Origin of the sequence: Chitinophaga varians, from assembly GCF_012641275.1 — a bacterium.
GTDB lineage: Bacteria > Bacteroidota > Bacteroidia > Chitinophagales > Chitinophagaceae > Chitinophaga > Chitinophaga varians_A.
Map to the genome: position 1 here is coordinate 103,625 of NZ_JABAIA010000002.1, position 18,377 is coordinate 122,001.

Annotated in this window: 11 protein-coding genes; 10 read left to right on the top strand and 1 reads right to left on the bottom strand. The window is 51.1% G+C overall.

Annotated elements, in window-relative coordinates; genetic code table 11:
- Window positions 1–21: 21 nt before the first annotated feature.
- The 9 genes from HGH92_RS14980 (at window position 22) to HGH92_RS15020 (ending at window position 15,983) form a co-directional block, all read left to right on the top strand.
- The gene (locus HGH92_RS14980) at window positions 22–2,178 is read left to right on the top strand and encodes an alpha-galactosidase (protein ID WP_168871617.1); all 2,157 of its coding nucleotides are present in this window, start codon (window positions 22–24) and stop codon (window positions 2,176–2,178) included.
- A gap of 32 nt (window positions 2,179–2,210) precedes the next feature.
- Window positions 2,211–3,557, top strand: coding sequence for an alpha-L-fucosidase (locus tag HGH92_RS14985; protein ID WP_168871618.1), 1,347 nt, complete (start codon window positions 2,211–2,213; stop codon window positions 3,555–3,557).
- Between the two features lie 959 nt (window positions 3,558–4,516).
- Window positions 4,517–5,119 carry a response regulator transcription factor gene (locus HGH92_RS14990; protein WP_168871619.1) on the top strand — a complete coding sequence of 201 codons (603 nt, stop codon included), beginning with the start codon at window positions 4,517–4,519 and terminating at the stop codon, window positions 5,117–5,119.
- Window positions 5,120–5,769: 650 nt separating this feature from the next.
- On the top strand, window positions 5,770–8,247 hold the full coding sequence (locus HGH92_RS14995) for a glycoside hydrolase family 2 TIM barrel-domain containing protein (RefSeq protein ID WP_247654949.1): 2,478 nt from the start codon (window positions 5,770–5,772) through the stop codon (window positions 8,245–8,247).
- 23 nt (window positions 8,248–8,270) lie between these two features.
- Window positions 8,271–10,799, top strand: a complete 2,529-nt coding sequence (locus HGH92_RS15000; RefSeq protein WP_168871620.1) for a glycosyl hydrolase family 95 catalytic domain-containing protein — start codon at window positions 8,271–8,273, stop codon at window positions 10,797–10,799.
- Window positions 10,796–12,655: an alpha-L-fucosidase gene (locus tag HGH92_RS15005; RefSeq protein ID WP_168871621.1), complete on the top strand. Its 1,860-nt coding sequence runs from the start codon at window positions 10,796–10,798 to the stop codon at window positions 12,653–12,655. The genes HGH92_RS15000 and HGH92_RS15005 overlap by 4 nt, the downstream gene beginning before the upstream one ends.
- An 8-nt stretch (window positions 12,656–12,663) precedes the next feature.
- Window positions 12,664–14,457: a glycoside hydrolase family 36 protein gene (locus HGH92_RS15010; RefSeq protein ID WP_168871622.1), complete on the top strand. Its 1,794-nt coding sequence runs from the start codon at window positions 12,664–12,666 to the stop codon at window positions 14,455–14,457.
- A 77-nt stretch (window positions 14,458–14,534) separates the two neighbouring features.
- Entirely contained in the window at window positions 14,535–15,686 is a 1,152-nt protein-coding gene (locus tag HGH92_RS15015) for an alginate lyase family protein (RefSeq protein WP_247654950.1), read from the top strand.
- A gap of 54 nt (window positions 15,687–15,740) precedes the next feature.
- Entirely contained in the window at window positions 15,741–15,983 is a 243-nt protein-coding gene (locus tag HGH92_RS15020) for a hypothetical protein (protein ID WP_168871624.1), read from the top strand.
- Here the strand turns inward: HGH92_RS15020 and HGH92_RS15025 are convergent.
- The gene (locus HGH92_RS15025) at window positions 15,972–17,264 is read right to left on the bottom strand and encodes a hypothetical protein (protein ID WP_168871625.1); all 1,293 of its coding nucleotides are present in this window, start codon (window positions 17,262–17,264) and stop codon (window positions 15,972–15,974) included. The two genes, HGH92_RS15020 and HGH92_RS15025, sit on opposite strands and share 12 nt — an antisense overlap.
- Window positions 17,265–17,406: 142 nt before the next feature.
- On the opposite strand from HGH92_RS15025, the gene HGH92_RS15030 reads away from it, so the two are divergent.
- Complete coding sequence (locus HGH92_RS15030; protein ID WP_168871626.1) at window positions 17,407–18,330, top strand: hypothetical protein; 924 nt, start codon at window positions 17,407–17,409, stop codon at window positions 18,328–18,330.
- The last annotated feature ends 47 nt before the right edge of the window (window positions 18,331–18,377 follow it).

Here is an 18,377-nt window from a genome sequence, read left to right on the forward strand (position 1 = left end):
CTGCTAAATTTATAGTGACCAATGAAAAAAACGATGCCCCTGCTATTGACAGCAGGCTTGTACGCCACGCTGGCAACGGCACAGACAAAGATGCCGGCCCGCGACTGGCTGGTGGACCCGAAAGGGTATACCGCTACCGCCACGGAAAAGGGAAAAGAAATAGTGCTCAGTAATGGTTTGCTGAGCCGCAGTTTTCGTACTGCCCCCAACGTTATTTGTACCGATTTCCGCAACCTGGTGAGCGGAGAACAGCTGCTGCGTGCCGTAAAACCTGAAGCCCGCCTTTTTATCAATGGTCGCGCATACCAGGTAGGAGGCGCTGCCGGTCAACGCCAGCAGGCCTATCTGTTGCCCGGATGGCTCGGCAACCTGCAGGCCGGTGACCATGATTTTGTATATGCCGGCCATCAGATTACTGACCTGCAACCTGTGCTTGACTGGAAAGCCAACCGCTGGTGTTCCAATCCCCGTCAGGCTACCGGCAAAGCCGTGATCTTTACCTACAAAGCACAGGCGCCGGAGCTACAGGGCGTTGCTGTAAAAGTGCATTACGAAGTTTTTGATGGTATCCCGCTGCTGGCCAAGTGGCTGGAGGTGACTAACGGTAGCGGGCAAACGTTGAAGCTGGACCAGGTTGTCAATGAAATACTGGCCACGCCGGAAGAAGAGTCAACAGTTGTAGGAAGCCCGGACAAGATAAAGACGCCGCATGGCATTTACGTGGAAAGCAACTATACGTTCAATAACTCCATGACCGCTTCGCTCAGCGATCAGACCACACACTGGAAAACGGACAGCACCTATACCTCACAGGTGAACTACGATTTACAGACACCCTGTTTGCTGGAAGTACATCCCAAAGTGGCGGTAGGTATTACAATGGCCGCAGGGGAACATTTTGAATCCATCCGTACGTACGAACTGCTGCTCGACAGTTATGACAGGGAACGTAACGGGCTGGCCAAACGCCGCATGTACCGGATAGTGGCGCCGTGGACCACAGAAAATCCCATATTCATGCATTTGGTCAGTACTGACCCGGTGAAGGTGAAGAATATCATCGATCAATGTGCGGCTACCGGCTACGAAGGTGTGATCCTCAGCTTCGGCAGCGGCCTCAATATGGAAGACACCAGCGCAGCCAATATCGCCAAATATAAAGCCCTGGCTGATTATGCCCATAGTAAAAAAGTGATGCTGGGCGGTTACTCCCTGTTTTCGAGCAGGCGTATCAGTGATGAAGACGATGTGATCAATCCTGCTACCGGCAAACCCGGTGGCGCTTTCTTCGGCAACGCCCCTTGCCTGGGCAGTAAATGGGGCCTGGGCTACCTGGATAAACTGAAACATTTCATTACCGCCACCGGCTTCGACATTTTCGAAAATGACGGGCCTTACCCCGGTGATGTCTGTGCTTCTGCCACGCATCCGGGGCATAGTGGCAAAGACGATTCCCAGTGGAAACAAATGCAGCTGCAAAAAGGGCTGTACCATTTCCTGAATGCCAAAGGCGTGTACATCAATGCGCCTGACTGGTACTTTATGGACGGCACCAATAAAATCGGTTTGGGCTACCGCGAAGTGAATTTCTCACTGCCAAGGGAAGAACAACTGATCCTCAACCGGCAGAATATTTTCGATGGTACCTGGGAAAAAACACCTTCCATGAGCTGGGGCTTTGTGCCGCTGAGCGAATACCATGGCGGTGGCGCTGATGCTACGCTGGAGCCGTTGAAAGACCATCTCGGCACTTATGAGCAACTAATGATGCAATACTATGGCGCCGGCATACAGGCATGTTACCGCGGACCGCGGTTGTATGATACCGATGCCACACGTCAACTGGTGCAGCAGGTGATAGGCTGGTACAAAAAATACCGGGATATCCTTAATACCGACGTGATACACCTGCGCCGTGCCGATGGCCGTGACTGGGATGGTATTATGCATGTCAGTTCCGTCTTGCCACAGAAAGCCATGGTGATGCTCTATAATCCCACCACCGCGCCGGTTACCCGGGAAGTGGCGCTGCCGCTGTATTATACCGGGCTTACACAAACAGTGAAAATAAGAGAGAAAGAAGGTGCTTTAAAAACGTATAGCCTTGACCGTCAGTATACCGCACATGTGAAAGTGACTATCCCGGCGTCCGGGTATACCTGGCTGGTAGCAGAGTAAACATCAATCATGAAATTTTTTAATTACAACTTATGAAGAAACTGACATTCGCCGTTATTACGCTGCTGTGTTGTCTGCAGGTACAGGTGCAGGCGCAACAGAAGAAACTTTTCAACGAAACGCCGGAGCAAACAGAAAAGCGCCTGTCCTGGTGGTTGCACGATCGCTTCGGCATGTTTATACACTGGGGCCTGTATTCCCTGCCAGCCCGCCATGAGTGGATTAAAAACTATGAGCGCATCACAGACAGCGCTTATCAGAAGTATTTCGACAACTTCGATCCTGACCTGTATAATCCGCGTGAGTGGGCCCGCATGGCCAAAGCCGCCGGTATGAAGTATGCCGTGATCACGACCAAGCACCATGAAGGTTTCTGTCTCTTTGATTCCAAATACACCGATTATAAAGCGACAAAGACAGCTGCCAAAAAGGACCTGATCAGGGAATGGGTGGACGCTTTCAGGGCAGAAGGACTGAAGGTCGGGTTTTATTATTCGCTGATTGACTGGCATCATCCGGACTTTACCATCGACAGGGTGCATCCGCAGCGTGTCAATGATCCGAAGGAATACGAAAGGCTCAATAAAGGCCGTGACATGGAAAAGTACCGTACCTATCTGTTTAACCAGGTACGGGAGCTGATGACCAACTACGGAAAGGTTGATATCCTGTGGACAGACTTCTCTTATCCGGGTGCGAATGGAAAGGACCATAACGACTGGAATTCGGTGGAGCTGATCAAAATGGTGCGTAAGCTGCAACCGGGCATTATTATCAATGACAGGCTGGACCTCGGTGAATATGATGATGGCGGCGATTTTGCGACGCCGGAGCAATACAAGGTGTCTGAGTGGCCTACCCGTAACGGCAAGCGGATACATTGGGAAACCTGTCAGACTTTCTCCGGCTCCTGGGGATATTACCGCGATGAGACTTCCTGGAAGGACAATAAACAGTTGCTGGTGTTGCTGATAGAATCTGTCAGCAAAGGCGGCAACCTGTTGCTCAATGTAGGACCTACTTCCCGCGGCCTGTTCGATGCCCGTGCGCAGGAGCGCCTGCAGGGCATGGGCGCCTGGATGAAGGTCAACGGACGTTCCATCTATGGTTGTACAGAGGCGCCTGCCGGTATTCAACGGCCGGATAATACCCTGCTTACCTATAATCCCGACACAAAAAGATTGTATGTGCACCTGCTCGATTATCCGTTACAACGCATAGAGCTGCCGGGACTGAAAGGCAAGGTAAAATATGCGCAGTTCCTGCATGACGGATCTGAACTGAAAATGAAAGAAACCGATAAAGGCGCATTGGCCATAGATGTGCCGGTACGTAAGCCGGACGTGGAAATTCCGGTAATCGAGCTGATGCTGGAGTAGTTCCGCATCTGTATGCAATGAGTATGAAAACGCAAAAGCGGAGGGTTATAATAAGCCTTCCGCTTTTTGCGTTTTTTCAGCTATCAGAAAAAAGACTTCTTTTTGTGAAAAAAGATATTATTTTTATCGTACCATTTCTTTTTGTTAAACATTCGAAATGAAGCTATTAATCAGGATTAAGCACATACCATGACACAACCGGTGCCTTAATCAGCTTCAGGATGCCGGAACACCGGACATCCCAATGTCATCAATACAGCAATGGTGCAACCATATCCGTATTATTCAGCCGGGTGCAACGGGTGATCAGGTGTATACCGTTAGTAACGGGAACGTATATACCGGGCACCGGAAGAACCACGGTGAAACACTAAAACCATTAAAACCATATTTTCCCGGATAAACCATAAATCGGCAGCCGGGGCCGATGAAGCAAGAAGTACTCAATACTGTAAGGTTGTCAGAGAAGTTCATCAACCAGTTACGGAACAGCAGCAATGGTAGAAGCATACAAGAAGCCCTATGTTTTCCCGGGTGTACATCAACCCATACCGGAAAACCAAATTTGAAAAAACAGATAAGGAAGTAGAAAAACGTGCAGAAATGGTTAAAATGTAATATATATGATTAAATATAATTTGTTAGAATTGCAAAAATAGCCGGCTTTCAAAAAGCTGATAACTAGTTGATTGTAATTCAGTTAATCCTTAATTTGTTGATTTAAACCACGTTAGTTGTTAGTTTTTACTCTAATATTGAACAAATTGTATATTAATATTTATTGAAAAACCATATACGTATCCGATTGACTGCTGATAGTAATTGTTTCAAATTTGTTTGGGGTATGGAAACCGTGTGAACTTTCCATTATGCAAAATATTCAGCCATACCAGCTTCCAGACTTACGGTTAAAAATGGAAGATTTTCATACGAAATATACATAACCCAAAAGGAATAATATGAAAAAAGTGGGGCCTATAAATGCTGGTCATTTAGGAGAAGGGGAGATTTATGAAGTGACGGCATTGCATAGCGAATCAACGAACATGTTACAACAATTAGCTAAAGATATCTGTAACCTTGTTTTTATGGATATAGAGATACCTGGATTGACTGCAATTGAGGCTGCCAGTATTGTAAAAGCTGCGTATCCCGACATAAACGTGATTTTGCTGACTTTAAATGAGAAAGGTAAATCCCTGACCGAAATGCCCGTCCGGGAGGAAGGGTTTGAGGCGGACCATATACCGCCCGTGTCTTTGACCGAGTTCATTTCTCAAGTCTACGAAACAGCGCTGCAATCTAATATGGTGGCAGTAAACAAGGTATTGGCGTTTTTCCGGAAAGAACGCGGAAGTACTCATGATCCTTATGGATTATCACCCCGTGAAAGAGAAATCCTGCGTTGCCTGGTCAATGGTGATACTTACAAGCAGATCGCCGAACACTGTCATATCAGTGTGGGAACGGTCCGCTCGCATATCATGAACATCTACCGTAAACTTGACGTGAATTCCCGTTCCAATGCCATCGTGAAAGCCATGAAAGAACGGCTGGTATGAACTTTTTCGGTTAAATGATGACCTGTGCCATGAAAGTGCAACCGGTGTAAGTACTGGCGCCTGTGCCTGAAGCCCTCAATGGAAACCGATGTTAATGCCAACCCTGGTATGCGGGCCAAATGCATATAACCCATACCGGTAACCTAATCCTTCTGAATGAAAGACATGTGTCAACAGCAATGTGACAAAACGGAGAGCCTGTAAGCGCTTACGCCGACAGGGGAGCTCTTGCATATACCTGCTGCACATGGGCATCATCGATGAAAGCAAAGGTGCTTTAAAAACAGGCGCCGTTCCACTATCGGCGGGCGGCGTGCGGGCTCCTGCCCGGGACTTGCCACAGAGGCAGTTGATTACGGTACCGATCCGCGCCCATCAAACGGATCAGCCATGATCATGCCCATCACGGTTTAAAAAAATACCGATAAAAGACAAAATAATAGTGAAAGTTATGCAACCGTTTGCATAACTTTCACTATTCTATTTCAGGCCTGCTGTAAAAACACGTTATGAGACAAAAACAGCTGCCGGGAAATAGCGTCAACAACCAGATTCAGGATCGCTTTGAGAACTCCGTAATACAATGAATTGCCATGGCAATGGCGGTAACGGCGTTTCTTTTGACCAACAATTTTTGACCAACAACGTATATGAAAAGAACAGGATTTTGGTGGATGTTATGGTGCCTGTTGTCAGGCGGTTACTTTTGTCAGGCACAACAATCAACCCGCCTTACCCGGCACTGGGAATATCTCCGGGGAGACCTCGGCGGCATCTGGGAAGCCGTAAGGCCCGTCGCAGACGGCAGCCCCGAATCAGTGCCCCTGTGGCAACCGGTAACCCTGCCACACTGCTTCAACGCTACAGACGCCGTAAGCCCGGAAGAAAACTACTACGAAGGCCCCGGTTGGTACCGCTCCCTGCTGGATATTAAAAATCCCTACGCCGACGGGCGTACGCTGCTGCATTTTGAAGGCGCAGGACAAAAAACAGCGGTATACGTATATACCACCAAAGTAGGCTCCCATACCGGCGGCTACGATGAATGGACTGTTGACATCACCGATGCGGTGAAGCAGTTCCTGCAATCGCCGGAAGCCAAACGCTTTAAAGGAAAGGTACCGGTGTCCATACGTTGCGACAACACCCGCGACCTCGAAATGATCCCTTCGGACATGTCAGACTTTAATGTATACGGCGGATTGTACCGGTACCTCAATATCGTATATACGCCGGCGTTATCATTCGAAACACTGCATATACAAGCCGTTACAGACGCCACCGGCAGCAACGGTACCCTCACCATCAGCGCGGCATTCCGTAATCCCGGCCACATCAGCCGCGGCACACTGGAACTGCGGATATCCGACCCGCAACATAAGGTGGTAAAAGAAATCCGTCAGGACATCGATATATCTTCCGGTGAACAACAACTGGCAGGCATCTCCCTGAAAAAGCCGGTGTTATGGTCACCCGACCAGCCCCGCCTGTATACGGTGGAAGCCCGCCTCACCTCCGCCGCCGGTACCGCCGAATGGAAAGACCATACCGGCTTCCGGCACTTTGAATTTGTGAAACAGGGGCCTTTCCTGCTCAACGGCAAACGGCTGCTGTTGCAAGGCACACACCGCCATGAAGACCACGCCGGCGTGGCCGCCGCCATGACGGAAGACATGATCCGGAAAGAAATGCTCCTCATTAAAAACATGGGCGCCAACTTCATCCGCCTGGGGCACTATCAGCAGTCCCGTATTGTATTGCAACTGTGCGACAGCCTCGGTATCCTTGTATGGGAAGAAATTCCCTGGTGCAGAGGCGGCCTCGGTGGTGATACATACAAGGAACAGGCACGCAGGATGCTGACCAACATGATCAGCCAGCACCGTAACCATCCTGCCGTCATCCTCTGGGGGCTGGGCAACGAAAACGACTGGCCCGGAGATTTCCCGGAATTCGATAAAGAGAAAATCCGCGCATTCATGTCGGAACTTAATACCATGGCGCATCAGCAGGACAGTACCCGCAAAACCACCATTCGCCGCTGTGATTTCTGTAAAGATATCGTGGACGTATACTCGCCCTCCATTTGGGCCGGCTGGTACCGCGGGCGCTATACGGAATACAAGTCCGAAAGCCTGAAAGAGATCGCCCGGGTGCCGCATTTCTTCCATGCTGAATGGGGCGCCGACAGTCATCAGGGACGCTTTGCGGAAGATCCGGAACAGTTCATCAAACAAATAGCTACCGGCAAAGGCGCTGATGAACGCACTGGTGATTTTGCGCTTACCGGCGGCAATGCAAGGGCCTCCAAAGATGGCGACTGGTCTGAGTCTTACGCGGTGAACCTGGTAGACTGGCACCTGAAGGAACAGGAAACCATGCCTCAGCTGACCGGCACGGCCTACTGGGTGTTTAAAGATTTTTCCACACCGTTGCGGCCGGAAAACCCGGTGCCTTATGTTAATCAGAAAGGCATTGTGGCCCGCGACCTCACGCCGAAAGAAATATACTACGTGTTCCAGTCGTACTGGACCAAAGCGCCTATGGCGCACATTTACGGTCACGGCTGGCCCGTACGCTGGGGCAGGGAAGGAGAAGCCAAAGAAATACGGGTGTATTCCAACTGCACGGAAGCAGAGCTGTTTGTAAACGGTAAAAGCGCCGGCATCAAAAAACGCAACAGCCAGGACTTTCCCGCAGCAGGCCTGCGTTGGCAGGTGCCATTGCAGACCGGCGCCAACCAGATAAAAGTGGTGGCCCGCCAGGGAAAAGAAAGCGTTACGGATGAACTCAGCTGGCAATACCAGACCGCCGCCTGGTCTAAACCTGTAAAACTGGTACTGGAAGAAGATAAATCCTTTACCGGCGATCATCTTCGTAAGGTGCGTGTAAAAGCTGTAGATGAAAAAGGTGTGCTTTGCCTCGACGCAGCCAACGAAATCACCTTCTCACTGGCAGGCGATGGCCAGCTGATCATCGATCAGGGCACTGCCAGCGGCTCCCGCAAAGTGCAGCTGGCTAACGGTCAGGGCTGTATTTTCCTGCGTACAGACAAGCCTGCCGGCACCGCTGTAATAGCCGTTGCTGCTAAAGACATGACCTCCGGCTTCACTACCATTACCTATTAACTGTACTCAAACACGATGTGCTCATGAAAAAAATTTTTACCGGGATAGGGCTGCTGATTTTTTCGTGGCAGGCCAATGCCGCCACCCCGGCCGATTCCCTGCTGAAGCTCTGGTACCGACAGCCTGCCCGGCAATGGGTAGAGGGGCTGCCCGTGGGCAATGGCCGCATTGGCGCAATGGTCTTCGGCGGTGTGCAAAAAGAGGAACTTCAGCTCAATGAAGGTTTTCTGTGGTCCGGCACGCCACGCAACGGCGACAACCCGCTTGCCAAAGAAACACTGCCACAGATGCGCCAGCTGCTCAACGAAGGCAAATACAAAGAAGCCGACAAGCTGGCCAAAAAAATGATGGGCACCTATAGCGCGCGTTACATTACACTGGGGAGCCTTTTTATTGAAGCCGACGTGCCGCAGAACGCTGAGAATTATTACCGCGAACTAGACCTCAACCGCAGCGTCAGCAAAGTTTCCTATACGGCCAACGGTGTGCATTACACCCGGGAAGTATTTTCGAGTTATCCCGCACAGTTGCTGGTTGTCCGTTATACCGCCAGTAAACCGGGCATGCTGCGTTTCCATACCAGCTTCGCTAACCCGATGCCACATACGAATAAGGCGCTCAACAACCACTACATTGTGATGAAAGGCCGTTGCCCGGAATATGTGGCCAGCCGCCCTTATGAAGCCAAACAAATTGTTTACGGCGATAAAGGCATCAACTATGAAGTACACATCGACGCCCACACCAACGGTGGAAAAGTAACAACCGATACTGCCGGTATTACCGTCAATGGTGCCACCGAAGCGATGTTGCTGGTGTCTGTCGGTACCAGCTACAAAAGCCCGGAAGACTGGGCCGGTGACCCCGCTGCCGCCGCGATGGCGCCACTGAAGAAGGCACAAAACGCTTCCTACACAACGTTGCTGAATACACACCTGGCAGATTACCAACGCTTGTTCAGTAAGGTTGCCCTCAACCTCGGCACGGATGGTGGAGAAAAACTGCCCACGGATGAACGGCTGAAAGCCTATACCGGCGCCGGCGGCAACCGCGACCCGCAACTGACCACGCTATTGTACCAATATGGCCGCTATCTCATGATCGCCGGTTCCCGTAAAGGCGGCCCTGCGCTTTCCCTGCAAGGCCTGTGGAACAAGGAAATGCAGCCACCATGGGGATCTAATTACACGATCAATATCAACACGGAGATGAACTACTGGCCTTCCGAAACCGCGAACCTGTCAGAATGCGGCCAGCCACTGTTTGACTTCATCCATAAAATGGCCAAACGCGGACGTGTAACCGCTGCCGTTAATTACGGTGCCTCCGGGTGGACCGCCCATCACAACACAGATATCTGGGCGATGACCAACCCGGTAGGTGGTTTCGATTTCAGCGACCCCAACGGAAATCCCAAATGGGCAATATGGCCTATGGGCGGGGCTTGGCTGAGCCGTCACCTGTGGGAACACTACCTGTTTACCGGCGACAAACAACAGCTGGCACAGATGTATCCCGACCTTAAAGGAGCTGCGGAATTTATGCTCGACTGGCTTATTAAAAACGAAAACGGTCAGTGGGTGACCAACCCTTCCACTACGCCTGAAAATAATTTCCTCATAGACGGCAAAAGGGAAGGTTCTGTCAGCATTGCTTCCACGATGGATTTGTCTATCATTCATGACCTGTTTACCAACACGATACGTGCCGCCACAGTGTTGGGTAAAGATGCTGACCTGATCGCCAGAATGAAAGACAGGATGAAAGATATGTATCCCTTCCACGCAGGGCAGTATGGCCAGCTGCAGGAATGGTATAAAGACTGGGACGACCCGAAAGACAGCCACCGGCACGTCTCTCATGTGTATGGTCTCTTTCCGGGCAACTTCATCAACCCGCGCCGGGACGCAACGCTCGCCGCAGCGGCCAAACGCAGCCTGCTGCTGCGCGGTGATGGTGGCACCGGATGGTCCAAGTCCTGGAAGATCAACTGGTGGGCGCGCCTCGAAGATGGCAACCACGCCTATACGATGCTGAATAAACAACTGTTTCTCGCCGGCGGGCAGGAAGTGAGCGTAGCCGACAACAGCGGCGGCTCTTATCCCAACCTGTTCGATGCCCATCCGCCTTTTCAGATAGACGGTAACTTCGGCGTTACTTCCGGCATCACTGAAATGCTGGTACAGAGCCATGACGGCGTCGTTCACCTGCTGCCCGCCCTGCCCGACGTGTGGCCTGCCGGCAGCGTAAAGGGGTTAAAGGCACGCGGTGGTTTTGAAGTCGATATGGAATGGAAAAACGGTCAGCTCACCCATGCGGTGGTACGTTCATCACTGGGCGGTAACCTGCGCATACGCACGTCCAGCCCGGTGAAAATCAATGGCGCCGCGCTGCAGCAAGCCTCCGGTATCAACAACAATCCTTTTTATCCCCTGCCCATACCAGTAAAGACAGAAGTGAAAGATGCCTCCAAACTGGCGGAGCTGTCACTTAAAAAAGCATATGAGTATGATGTGCCTACCGTGGCCGGTAAAACCTACGACATACAATGACTTTTAGAAAAACAATATTAAGTATAGCCGTTGGCGTTATATCCACTGCTGCTGTTGCCCAGGTAAAGGGTGATGACGACGGCATCCTTGCACAGCGGGCTGCCAGCCGGGATAAAGCGGCCATCGATACCGCTGTCAACGGCTGGTGGACCGCCTCCATGAAAAACCACGACCAGCGCATCGCCTGGTGGCGCGAAGCGCGCTTCGGCTGCTTTATCCACTGGGGCGTATATTCCGTGCCAGGTGGCGAATGGAACGGTAAAAAAGTGGAAGGTTATGCCGAACACCTGATGCGCAAGGAGAAAATCAGCCGGCAGGAGTACGCGCAAAAACTGATACAGCACTTTAACCCGGTACACTTTGATGCCGATGCCTGGGTGAAAATGATCCGTGACGCAGGCATGCGTTACCTCATCATTACCGCCAAACATCACGATGGCGTGGCCATGTATCCCACCGCCATCGGTGATTACAGTATCGGCCAGTCGCCTTTTAAACAGGACCCCATGGCTGCCCTTTCTGCCGCCTGTAAGAAATATGGCATCCGTTTCGGGTTCTATTATTCCCATGCGTTTGACTGGGAACATCCGGACGCTCCCGGCAACGACTGGGATTATAATAATCCCGGCGGAGATAAAAACCTGCATGGCGGCGGCAACTGGTACGACGCACATCCGGAACTACTGCCCAAAGCGGTAAGGTATGTCAACGAAAAATCCATTCCGCAGATTCAGGAACTGCTGCGCAAATACCACCCGGACATCCTTTGGTTTGATACACCGCACAAGCTGCCGCTGAGTGAAAATATCCGTATCCTGGAAGCTATCCGCGCGGTGGATAAAAACGTGGTGGTGAACGGAAGACTGGCGCGTACCGGCAATATTTCCTTCGGTGACTATAAAAACACTTCCGACAGGCCGGCAGAGTTTTACCCTGTCACCGGCGACTGGGAGGCTATCCCCACTACCAACGAATCGTATGGGTATTCCCGTTATGACAGCAGTCACAAGCCGGTAAGCTTCTTTATCCGCCTGATGGCCAAAGCGGCAGCCAAAGGAGGCAACCTGCTGATGAATATCGGGCCGGAAGGCGACGGTACCATCGACCCGCGGGACACCGTTATTCTCCATGGCATTGGCGCCTGGATGCAACAGAACGGAGAGAGTATCTATGGCACTACTGCCACACCATTACCTGCGCAGCCCTGGGGAGAAAGTACCCGAAAAGGCAATAAGCTGTACCTGCATGTATTTCAATGGGGAAATCCCTTGTATGTGGGCGGACTGTATGGCAAAGTGGAAAACGCTTACCTGCTGGCCAGCAAACAACCTGTTAAAGTAACCCGCGTAAATCCGAAAGACCTGAGCATCGTGTTGCCGGAAACGGCACCGGACAGTATTAACAGCGTGATCGTCCTCGAGATGAAGGATATGAAAGGCGACAGTGTACGTGTACTCGATACCCGCCGTCTGACAAACGTGCTGCGGGCGTTCGATGCCACACAACACGGCAAAGACTTCTCCTTTGGTGACGGTAAAAAGGTCGCGTACTATGTACAAGGTTGGAAAAACATGGACCAGTACCTTAGCTGGAAAATACGGACTACCCGCGACGCAATATTTAGCATTGGCATCAAATACGCTACAGACCAGCCTCCCGGCAATGCTTACGAAATCCGCATCGGTAAAAATGTGATCAACGCTGAAGTGAAATCTGCCAGGAAAACGGAGATCGTAACACAGCCCCTGCAAGACATCAGGCTGCCCGCCGGGGAATATGAGATCACTATCAAGCCTAACCGGATCAGCGGGCAGGAGTTAATGAAATTATTCGAAATCACTATGCAACCAAAATGATGATCGTTATGAAAAAACAATCCCTGATATTGACGGGCTGTTTGCTGCTGGGCCAGTTACTGACCAGGGCAGGCGAAACAGACCAGTTTATAAAATCGCTGAAAGCCAGTGCTGCCACCGTTTATCAATCAGGCGGCGCAGTAGCGCCGGCTACGGTAAAGGTAGTACGTAACTGGTCCGGCGAACTGTGTGATGTACGTGTAGTCAACACCGGTAGCCAGCCAATACGGCTGAAAGAAGTGGTGCTGGGTGCTGTGGGGAAAGTGCTGGCTCCCTCTACACCCTTTTATGCAGAAGGTTTCCAGATGCTGACACAATCGGCTGGCACACTGGCGGCCCCCAGGGCCCTGGGTAACTATACCGATGAAGGCCACTATAAGATACCCAAGCCTGATGGCTACCTGGCGGTATACAACCTGTTGCGCCTGTATCCCGCAAAGGACGCACAGCTGCTGCTGGGATATACTTCCAGCAACCGTTTTGTAGGCAAGTTCTATCTGTCTGCCGATACCATCAAAGCGGTGGTGGACCTGGAAGACCTGGAACTGGCACCGGGCAGGGAGTTTAAGCTGGAAGAGCTGATGGTGCTCAGCGGTAAAGACGGCAATAACCTGCTGGACCGCTTCGCCAACCGTATCCATCATTTTCATCCGCGGCTGGAATTTAAAGCGCCGCCTACCGGCTGGTGCTCATGGTATTGTTTCGGTCCTAAAGTAACCGCACAAAATATTTACGATAATCTCGATTACATCAAAACCAATATCCCGGCGCTGAAATACATCCAGCTGGACGATGGTTATCAGCCGCATATGGGAGACTGGCTGGAAGTGGGCAACTCTTTCGGCGGCAATGTGCAGCAGGTGTTGCATACCATCCGTGATAAAGGATTTGAGCCGGCCATATGGGTGGCACCTTTTATCTGCGACAGCTATTCCACTATCTTCAAACAACATCCGGACTGGCTGGTGAAAGACAAGAGCGGTAAACCGCTACGCAGTGACCTGGTGACTTTCGGCGGTTGGCGCCTGAAACCGTGGTATGTGCTGGATGGCACACATCCCGAAGTACAGCGGCATTTTGAGCAGTTGTTCCGCACTATGCGCAATGATTGGGGCGTGACTTATTTCAAGCTCGACGCCAATTTCTGGGGCGCTATCCATGGTGGTGTTTATTACGACAAGCAGGCCACGAGGGTAGAGGCTTACCGCCGTGGTATGGAAGCGGTGCTCAAAGGCACGCGCGATGCGTTTATCCTTGGCTGTAACCATCCGCTGTGGCCTTCGCTGGGCTTGGTACACGGTTCCCGCAGCAATATGGACATCAAACGTACCTGGACGGTGTTTGAAAAATCCGGCCGTGAAAACCTGTACCGTTCCTGGCAAAATGGCCGCCTGTGGTGGAACGATCCCGACTGCCTGGTGCTGACCGGTAACATGCCTGACAATGAATTTAATTTCCATGCTGCGCTGATATATGCTACCGGCGGCATGTTGCTCAGCGGTGATGATCTTACGAAAATAACGCCGGAGCGGTTGAACATGTTGCGTAAAGCGGTGCCGCCCACCGCCAGGGCTGCGGCTTTCAGCAATACGGATTTTGAAGTGGGGGAAGTGAACACTACTACAGGAAAAAATATTATCTTCCTCAACTGGCAAACATCTCCCAAAAAACTAACGGTAAAACTGGACAAGCCCTGTGAGGTGCTGGATTACTGGACAGGGAAGAGTTACGGCCGGCATACCGGCAGCTTTACCATGGAAGTGGGCGGGCACGACGGAAAAGTATTCACCATAAAGCGCTGATAACCTCAGCGGTACGGGCAGCAAAGAAGCAAAAATGCCTTCTTTGCTGCTTTTTCATGAAACAAATGTTTTATAGCATGCGGTACATCTTACTCTTCTTGTTGTTGTTTGCGGGGCAAACACAGGCGCAGTCTCCCTTTCTGAAGAAAGTGCTGCAAGACACCAGACCGGCTATTACAGAGCGGGCGGCCTGGGCCATGCAACAAACACCGCTGACCATTACAGCGTTTAGCTGTGACCGTAGTGCGGGCGGCAAACATGACTTTTATTCGGAAGGCGATTACTGGTGGCCCAATCCCGCGCATGCTGACAGCCCGTATGTGCAGCGTGACGGGCAGAGCAACCCCGATAATTTTGTGGAGCACCGGCAGGTGATGATCCGCTTCAGCCGCATTATGGGCGCGCTGGCAGCGGGTTACGTGGCCACTAAAGACAAGACCTACCTACAGCATGCGTTGGTGCATGCCCGTGCCTGGTTTGAGGAGGAAGCTACCCGGATGAACCCTAGCCTGCTTTATGCGCAGGCTATCAAAGGCAGGGCTACCGGCAGAGGGATCGGTATCATCGATACTATTCATCTGCTGGAAGTGGTGCAGGCGTTGCACATTATGGAAAAGGCAGGTATGATACCGCCGTCAGACCTGGCGGCTTTTAAGAGCTGGTTTACGGCCTATCTCACCTGGATGACCACACATCCCTATGGTAAAGATGAGATGAACGCCAAAAACAACCATGGCACCTGCTGGGTGATGCAGGTAGCCGCTTTTGCGAAGTTCACCGGTAACAGGAAGTGGACCGACTTCTGCATTAACCGGTATAAGACCGTGCTGTTGCCCGCCCAGATGGCAGAAGACGGTAGTTTTCCACAGGAGCTGCGGCGTACTAAACCTTACGGCTACTCGCTGTTTAACCTCGATGCCATGAGCACTATCTGTCAGCTGCTGAGCGACAAAAAGAATGACCTGTGGCGGTATACAACAGAACAGCGTAATATGGCCAAAGGCATCGCTTTCCTGTATCCCTATGTAAAAGATAAAAGTACCTGGCCTTATCCCAAAGATGTGATGTATTGGAGCGAGTGGCCGGTAGCGCAGCCCTTCCTGCTGTTTGGCGCAGCCGCTTATAACAATACTGATTATTACCGCCTCTGGCTGATGTTAAACCATGACCCGGAGGTAGAAGAAGTGCTCCGGAACCTGCCTGTCCGTAACCCCGTGATTTATTTGTGATTTAGGATTTTTTTTAATATCTTTAGGTTCCTATGAAATAAAAACTTTAGAGGTATGAGTTGGATGAACGACTTGTATGTTATTTACCAGAAACTGGATGCCAACAGTTGTGAAGCGGTAAAAAATGACATTCTTAAAGCCCAGATGGATGGCTGCAGCAGGGGAGAAATTTACTTTCTTGTATTGCAGCAGTTGGTGCGCATAAAAAGGGAAAAAGCGCCTGTATATGAACTGATTAAAGAAGAGGTGGAAAGCTTTATCCATTACAGTAGTAATCCGTATAGGTTATCCGCCTAGTTCTTCTATCAGCTTCTGCACTTTGATATAATTGGGAGCCTGGGATGGTATTTTGAGTAGCCAGTCCAGACATTCCTGCTTGTGTCCTTCCTTAAGATAGCTCAGTCCCATATAAAAAGCGGCTTCATATTTCAGATCGTTGCTTTGTTGGTATACCTGTACCAGATCTGCCCTGGCCGGCTCCAGCTGGTTCAGGTCAACTTTGCTTACGCCGCGGTAATAGCGGGCGTAGAGGTTATTGGGATGTTGTTGCAGTACTTTATCGAGGATGATGATGGCATCGCTGAAGTGGCCACGGTTGAATTTTTCGATGGCTTCGCGCGGTAGCCGGAGACTGTCGGTGTCTGGTGCCTGCATTTCAGTGGAAGCAAACTGGCGGTAGATATTTTTCCGCCAGGGGCTGATGTAAAGCATAATGGCCACGCCGGCGGCGAACAGGGCGATGAGTATAACAGTGTTGCGGATAGGCGTGGGCGTGCTTTCTTTCGGTGAAAACCAGGCGTTACGGCGGGAAAACAACTGATGCAGGATGGCTTCGCGGTCAGGGTCTTTACAGACGCGCTGTGCCAGCAGCCGGCGGAACAGGTCAAATCTTTTTACCTGCTGTTGCAGTGTAGTATCGGTTTTCAGCCGCGCTTCGAAGAGTTTATTTTCTGCTTCGGGCAGCTGGCCTGACAGGTAACGATCGGCTGTTGATAGGTCTTCTGCGGCCATGCTACCGGATTTCAGCCGGGCGTCGAGGTCTTTGAACAGGGAGAGGTAGCAGGCCTGCCTGGTGGCAGGTAAGTCCTGTACCGGTATTTTTGTGGCAACAGCAATGTCTTCCTGGAGGCAGTCGGTGAGCGACCAGCTCAGTAATTCCCGGCAGGAGTCGTTGAGCTGGAGATATAAGCTATAGGCGAGCCTTCTTTTTTCGCCTTCCTTCAGCACGTCTTCTATATCGATCATATCATCGCGGGTGAGGGCGGCATTTTCTTCCGCTTCCATACCGGCAATGCGTTGTCCCCGCTTCTCCAGTTCGCGCTCCCATATACGTTTGCAGAGCAGTTGCAGAAAGGGCTCAAAAGAGCTTACCTGCAACGGATGACGCCGTGCATAATAGTAGATGTCCATCAATGCTTCTTCAAAAATATGGGCTGCGTCTTTGACAGTGCCGCTTTTCTGCAGTATGAAACGTTTCTCTTTAGAGGCGAAACGCTGGTAGATATCATCAATTATTTCGGGGGTATGATGCAGCAAGCCCTCAATGTAGTCCTGGTCGTAGTGTATTTCAGGTGACATACCTATCGTTTTTGCCATTTCTGTCTGTATTAAAAATATTAAACCTTCCCGAGGTGGCCTAATTATTTATTGTGTGCGCCGGCTTTTGTATCTTGCCGGTTATACCGATTTTCCAGCCACAGGACAGTAACTTTTTGCACCTATGCCAGCTATTGATGAGCTGATTATACGTTTTATCCAATCTCCGCACGATCCTGCCTTACAGGAGGCCATCGCGGCTTTTGTTGCTGAAAGCCCCGAGCAGGCCCTTTACGTGGAAAACAAGCTGGCAGCATGGCTGACAGCTTCAGGCGCGCCTGTTGTTGCGACCACTGCGGTGAAAACAACAGCATCGCCGGCTTTCCTTTCTGTCAGAAAATGGGTGGCGGCTGCGGTCCTCATCGCGCTGGTGGCAGTACTGATGTTATGTTTCCGTCAGACAGCGCCCCGCAAAATGTTTGCTCATGTCAACAATACCGGCCGGCTGGATTCATTACGTCTTCCGGGTGGTTATATCATACTGAACAAAAACGCGGCCATTTCGTTCGACAGCAGTGACAAACAATCTGTTTATGCCGTAGTATCAAAAGGGGATGTCTTCTTTGATCTCAACGCCCATACTTCGTGTACGGTGCTGGTGCCCGGAGATTACCGGCTGGAAACGACTGCTGCGGCCTTTCATGTGCACGCGTCTGCCAAAGGCGCGAAAGTGTTCGTGACCCGCGGCGAAATCGGCATTTCGGGGAACAGGCCGGACACTATGATGCTCACTGCCAGCATGCAGGGAACGCTGGAACACCCGAAAGCGCCTGCCCGGAAAAAACTGGCCAGCCAGGCACCGCTGGCATGGAAAACAAGACAGCTCTCATTCCGCAATGTGCCGGCAGCCGAGATACTGGATGCCGTTTGCAGTTTTTATGATATCCGGATCACGGTACCCCCTTCTGCTGAAAGCCGTTGCGAGAAAAAACTCACCATCAACCTGAACAAAAAAACAGAAAAGGAAACCATTGCGTTGTTACAACAATGTTTGTCGGCGCATCTGGTAAAAGACACTGCGGCCACTTATTACCTGACGCTGAAATAAGGCAACAAATATCCGTTCGGCGCCGGAAGCCGGGCCGCTGAGGGGTG

Excerpts from the sequence above, each read along its gene's own strand:
- HGH92_RS14985 (WP_168871618.1), top strand. The coding sequence starts at position 2,211 with ATGAAGAAACTGACATTCGCCGTTATTACGCTGCTGTGTTGTCTGCAG.
- HGH92_RS15020 (WP_168871624.1), top strand. The coding sequence starts at position 15,741 with ATGAGTTGGATGAACGACTTGTATGTTATTTACCAGAAACTGGATGCC.
- HGH92_RS14980 (WP_168871617.1), top strand. The coding sequence starts at position 22 with ATGAAAAAAACGATGCCCCTGCTATTGACAGCAGGCTTGTACGCCACG.
- HGH92_RS15000 (WP_168871620.1), top strand. The coding sequence starts at position 8,271 with ATGAAAAAAATTTTTACCGGGATAGGGCTGCTGATTTTTTCGTGGCAG.
- HGH92_RS15010 (WP_168871622.1), top strand. The coding sequence starts at position 12,664 with ATGAAAAAACAATCCCTGATATTGACGGGCTGTTTGCTGCTGGGCCAG.
- HGH92_RS15025 (WP_168871625.1), bottom strand. The coding sequence starts at position 17,264 with ATGTCACCTGAAATACACTACGACCAGGACTACATTGAGGGCTTGCTG.
- HGH92_RS15030 (WP_168871626.1), top strand. The coding sequence starts at position 17,407 with ATGCCAGCTATTGATGAGCTGATTATACGTTTTATCCAATCTCCGCAC.
- HGH92_RS15005 (WP_168871621.1), top strand. The coding sequence starts at position 10,796 with ATGACTTTTAGAAAAACAATATTAAGTATAGCCGTTGGCGTTATATCC.
- HGH92_RS15015 (WP_247654950.1), top strand. The coding sequence starts at position 14,535 with ATGCGGTACATCTTACTCTTCTTGTTGTTGTTTGCGGGGCAAACACAG.
- HGH92_RS14995 (WP_247654949.1), top strand. The coding sequence starts at position 5,770 with ATGAAAAGAACAGGATTTTGGTGGATGTTATGGTGCCTGTTGTCAGGC.
- HGH92_RS14990 (WP_168871619.1), top strand. The coding sequence starts at position 4,517 with ATGAAAAAAGTGGGGCCTATAAATGCTGGTCATTTAGGAGAAGGGGAG.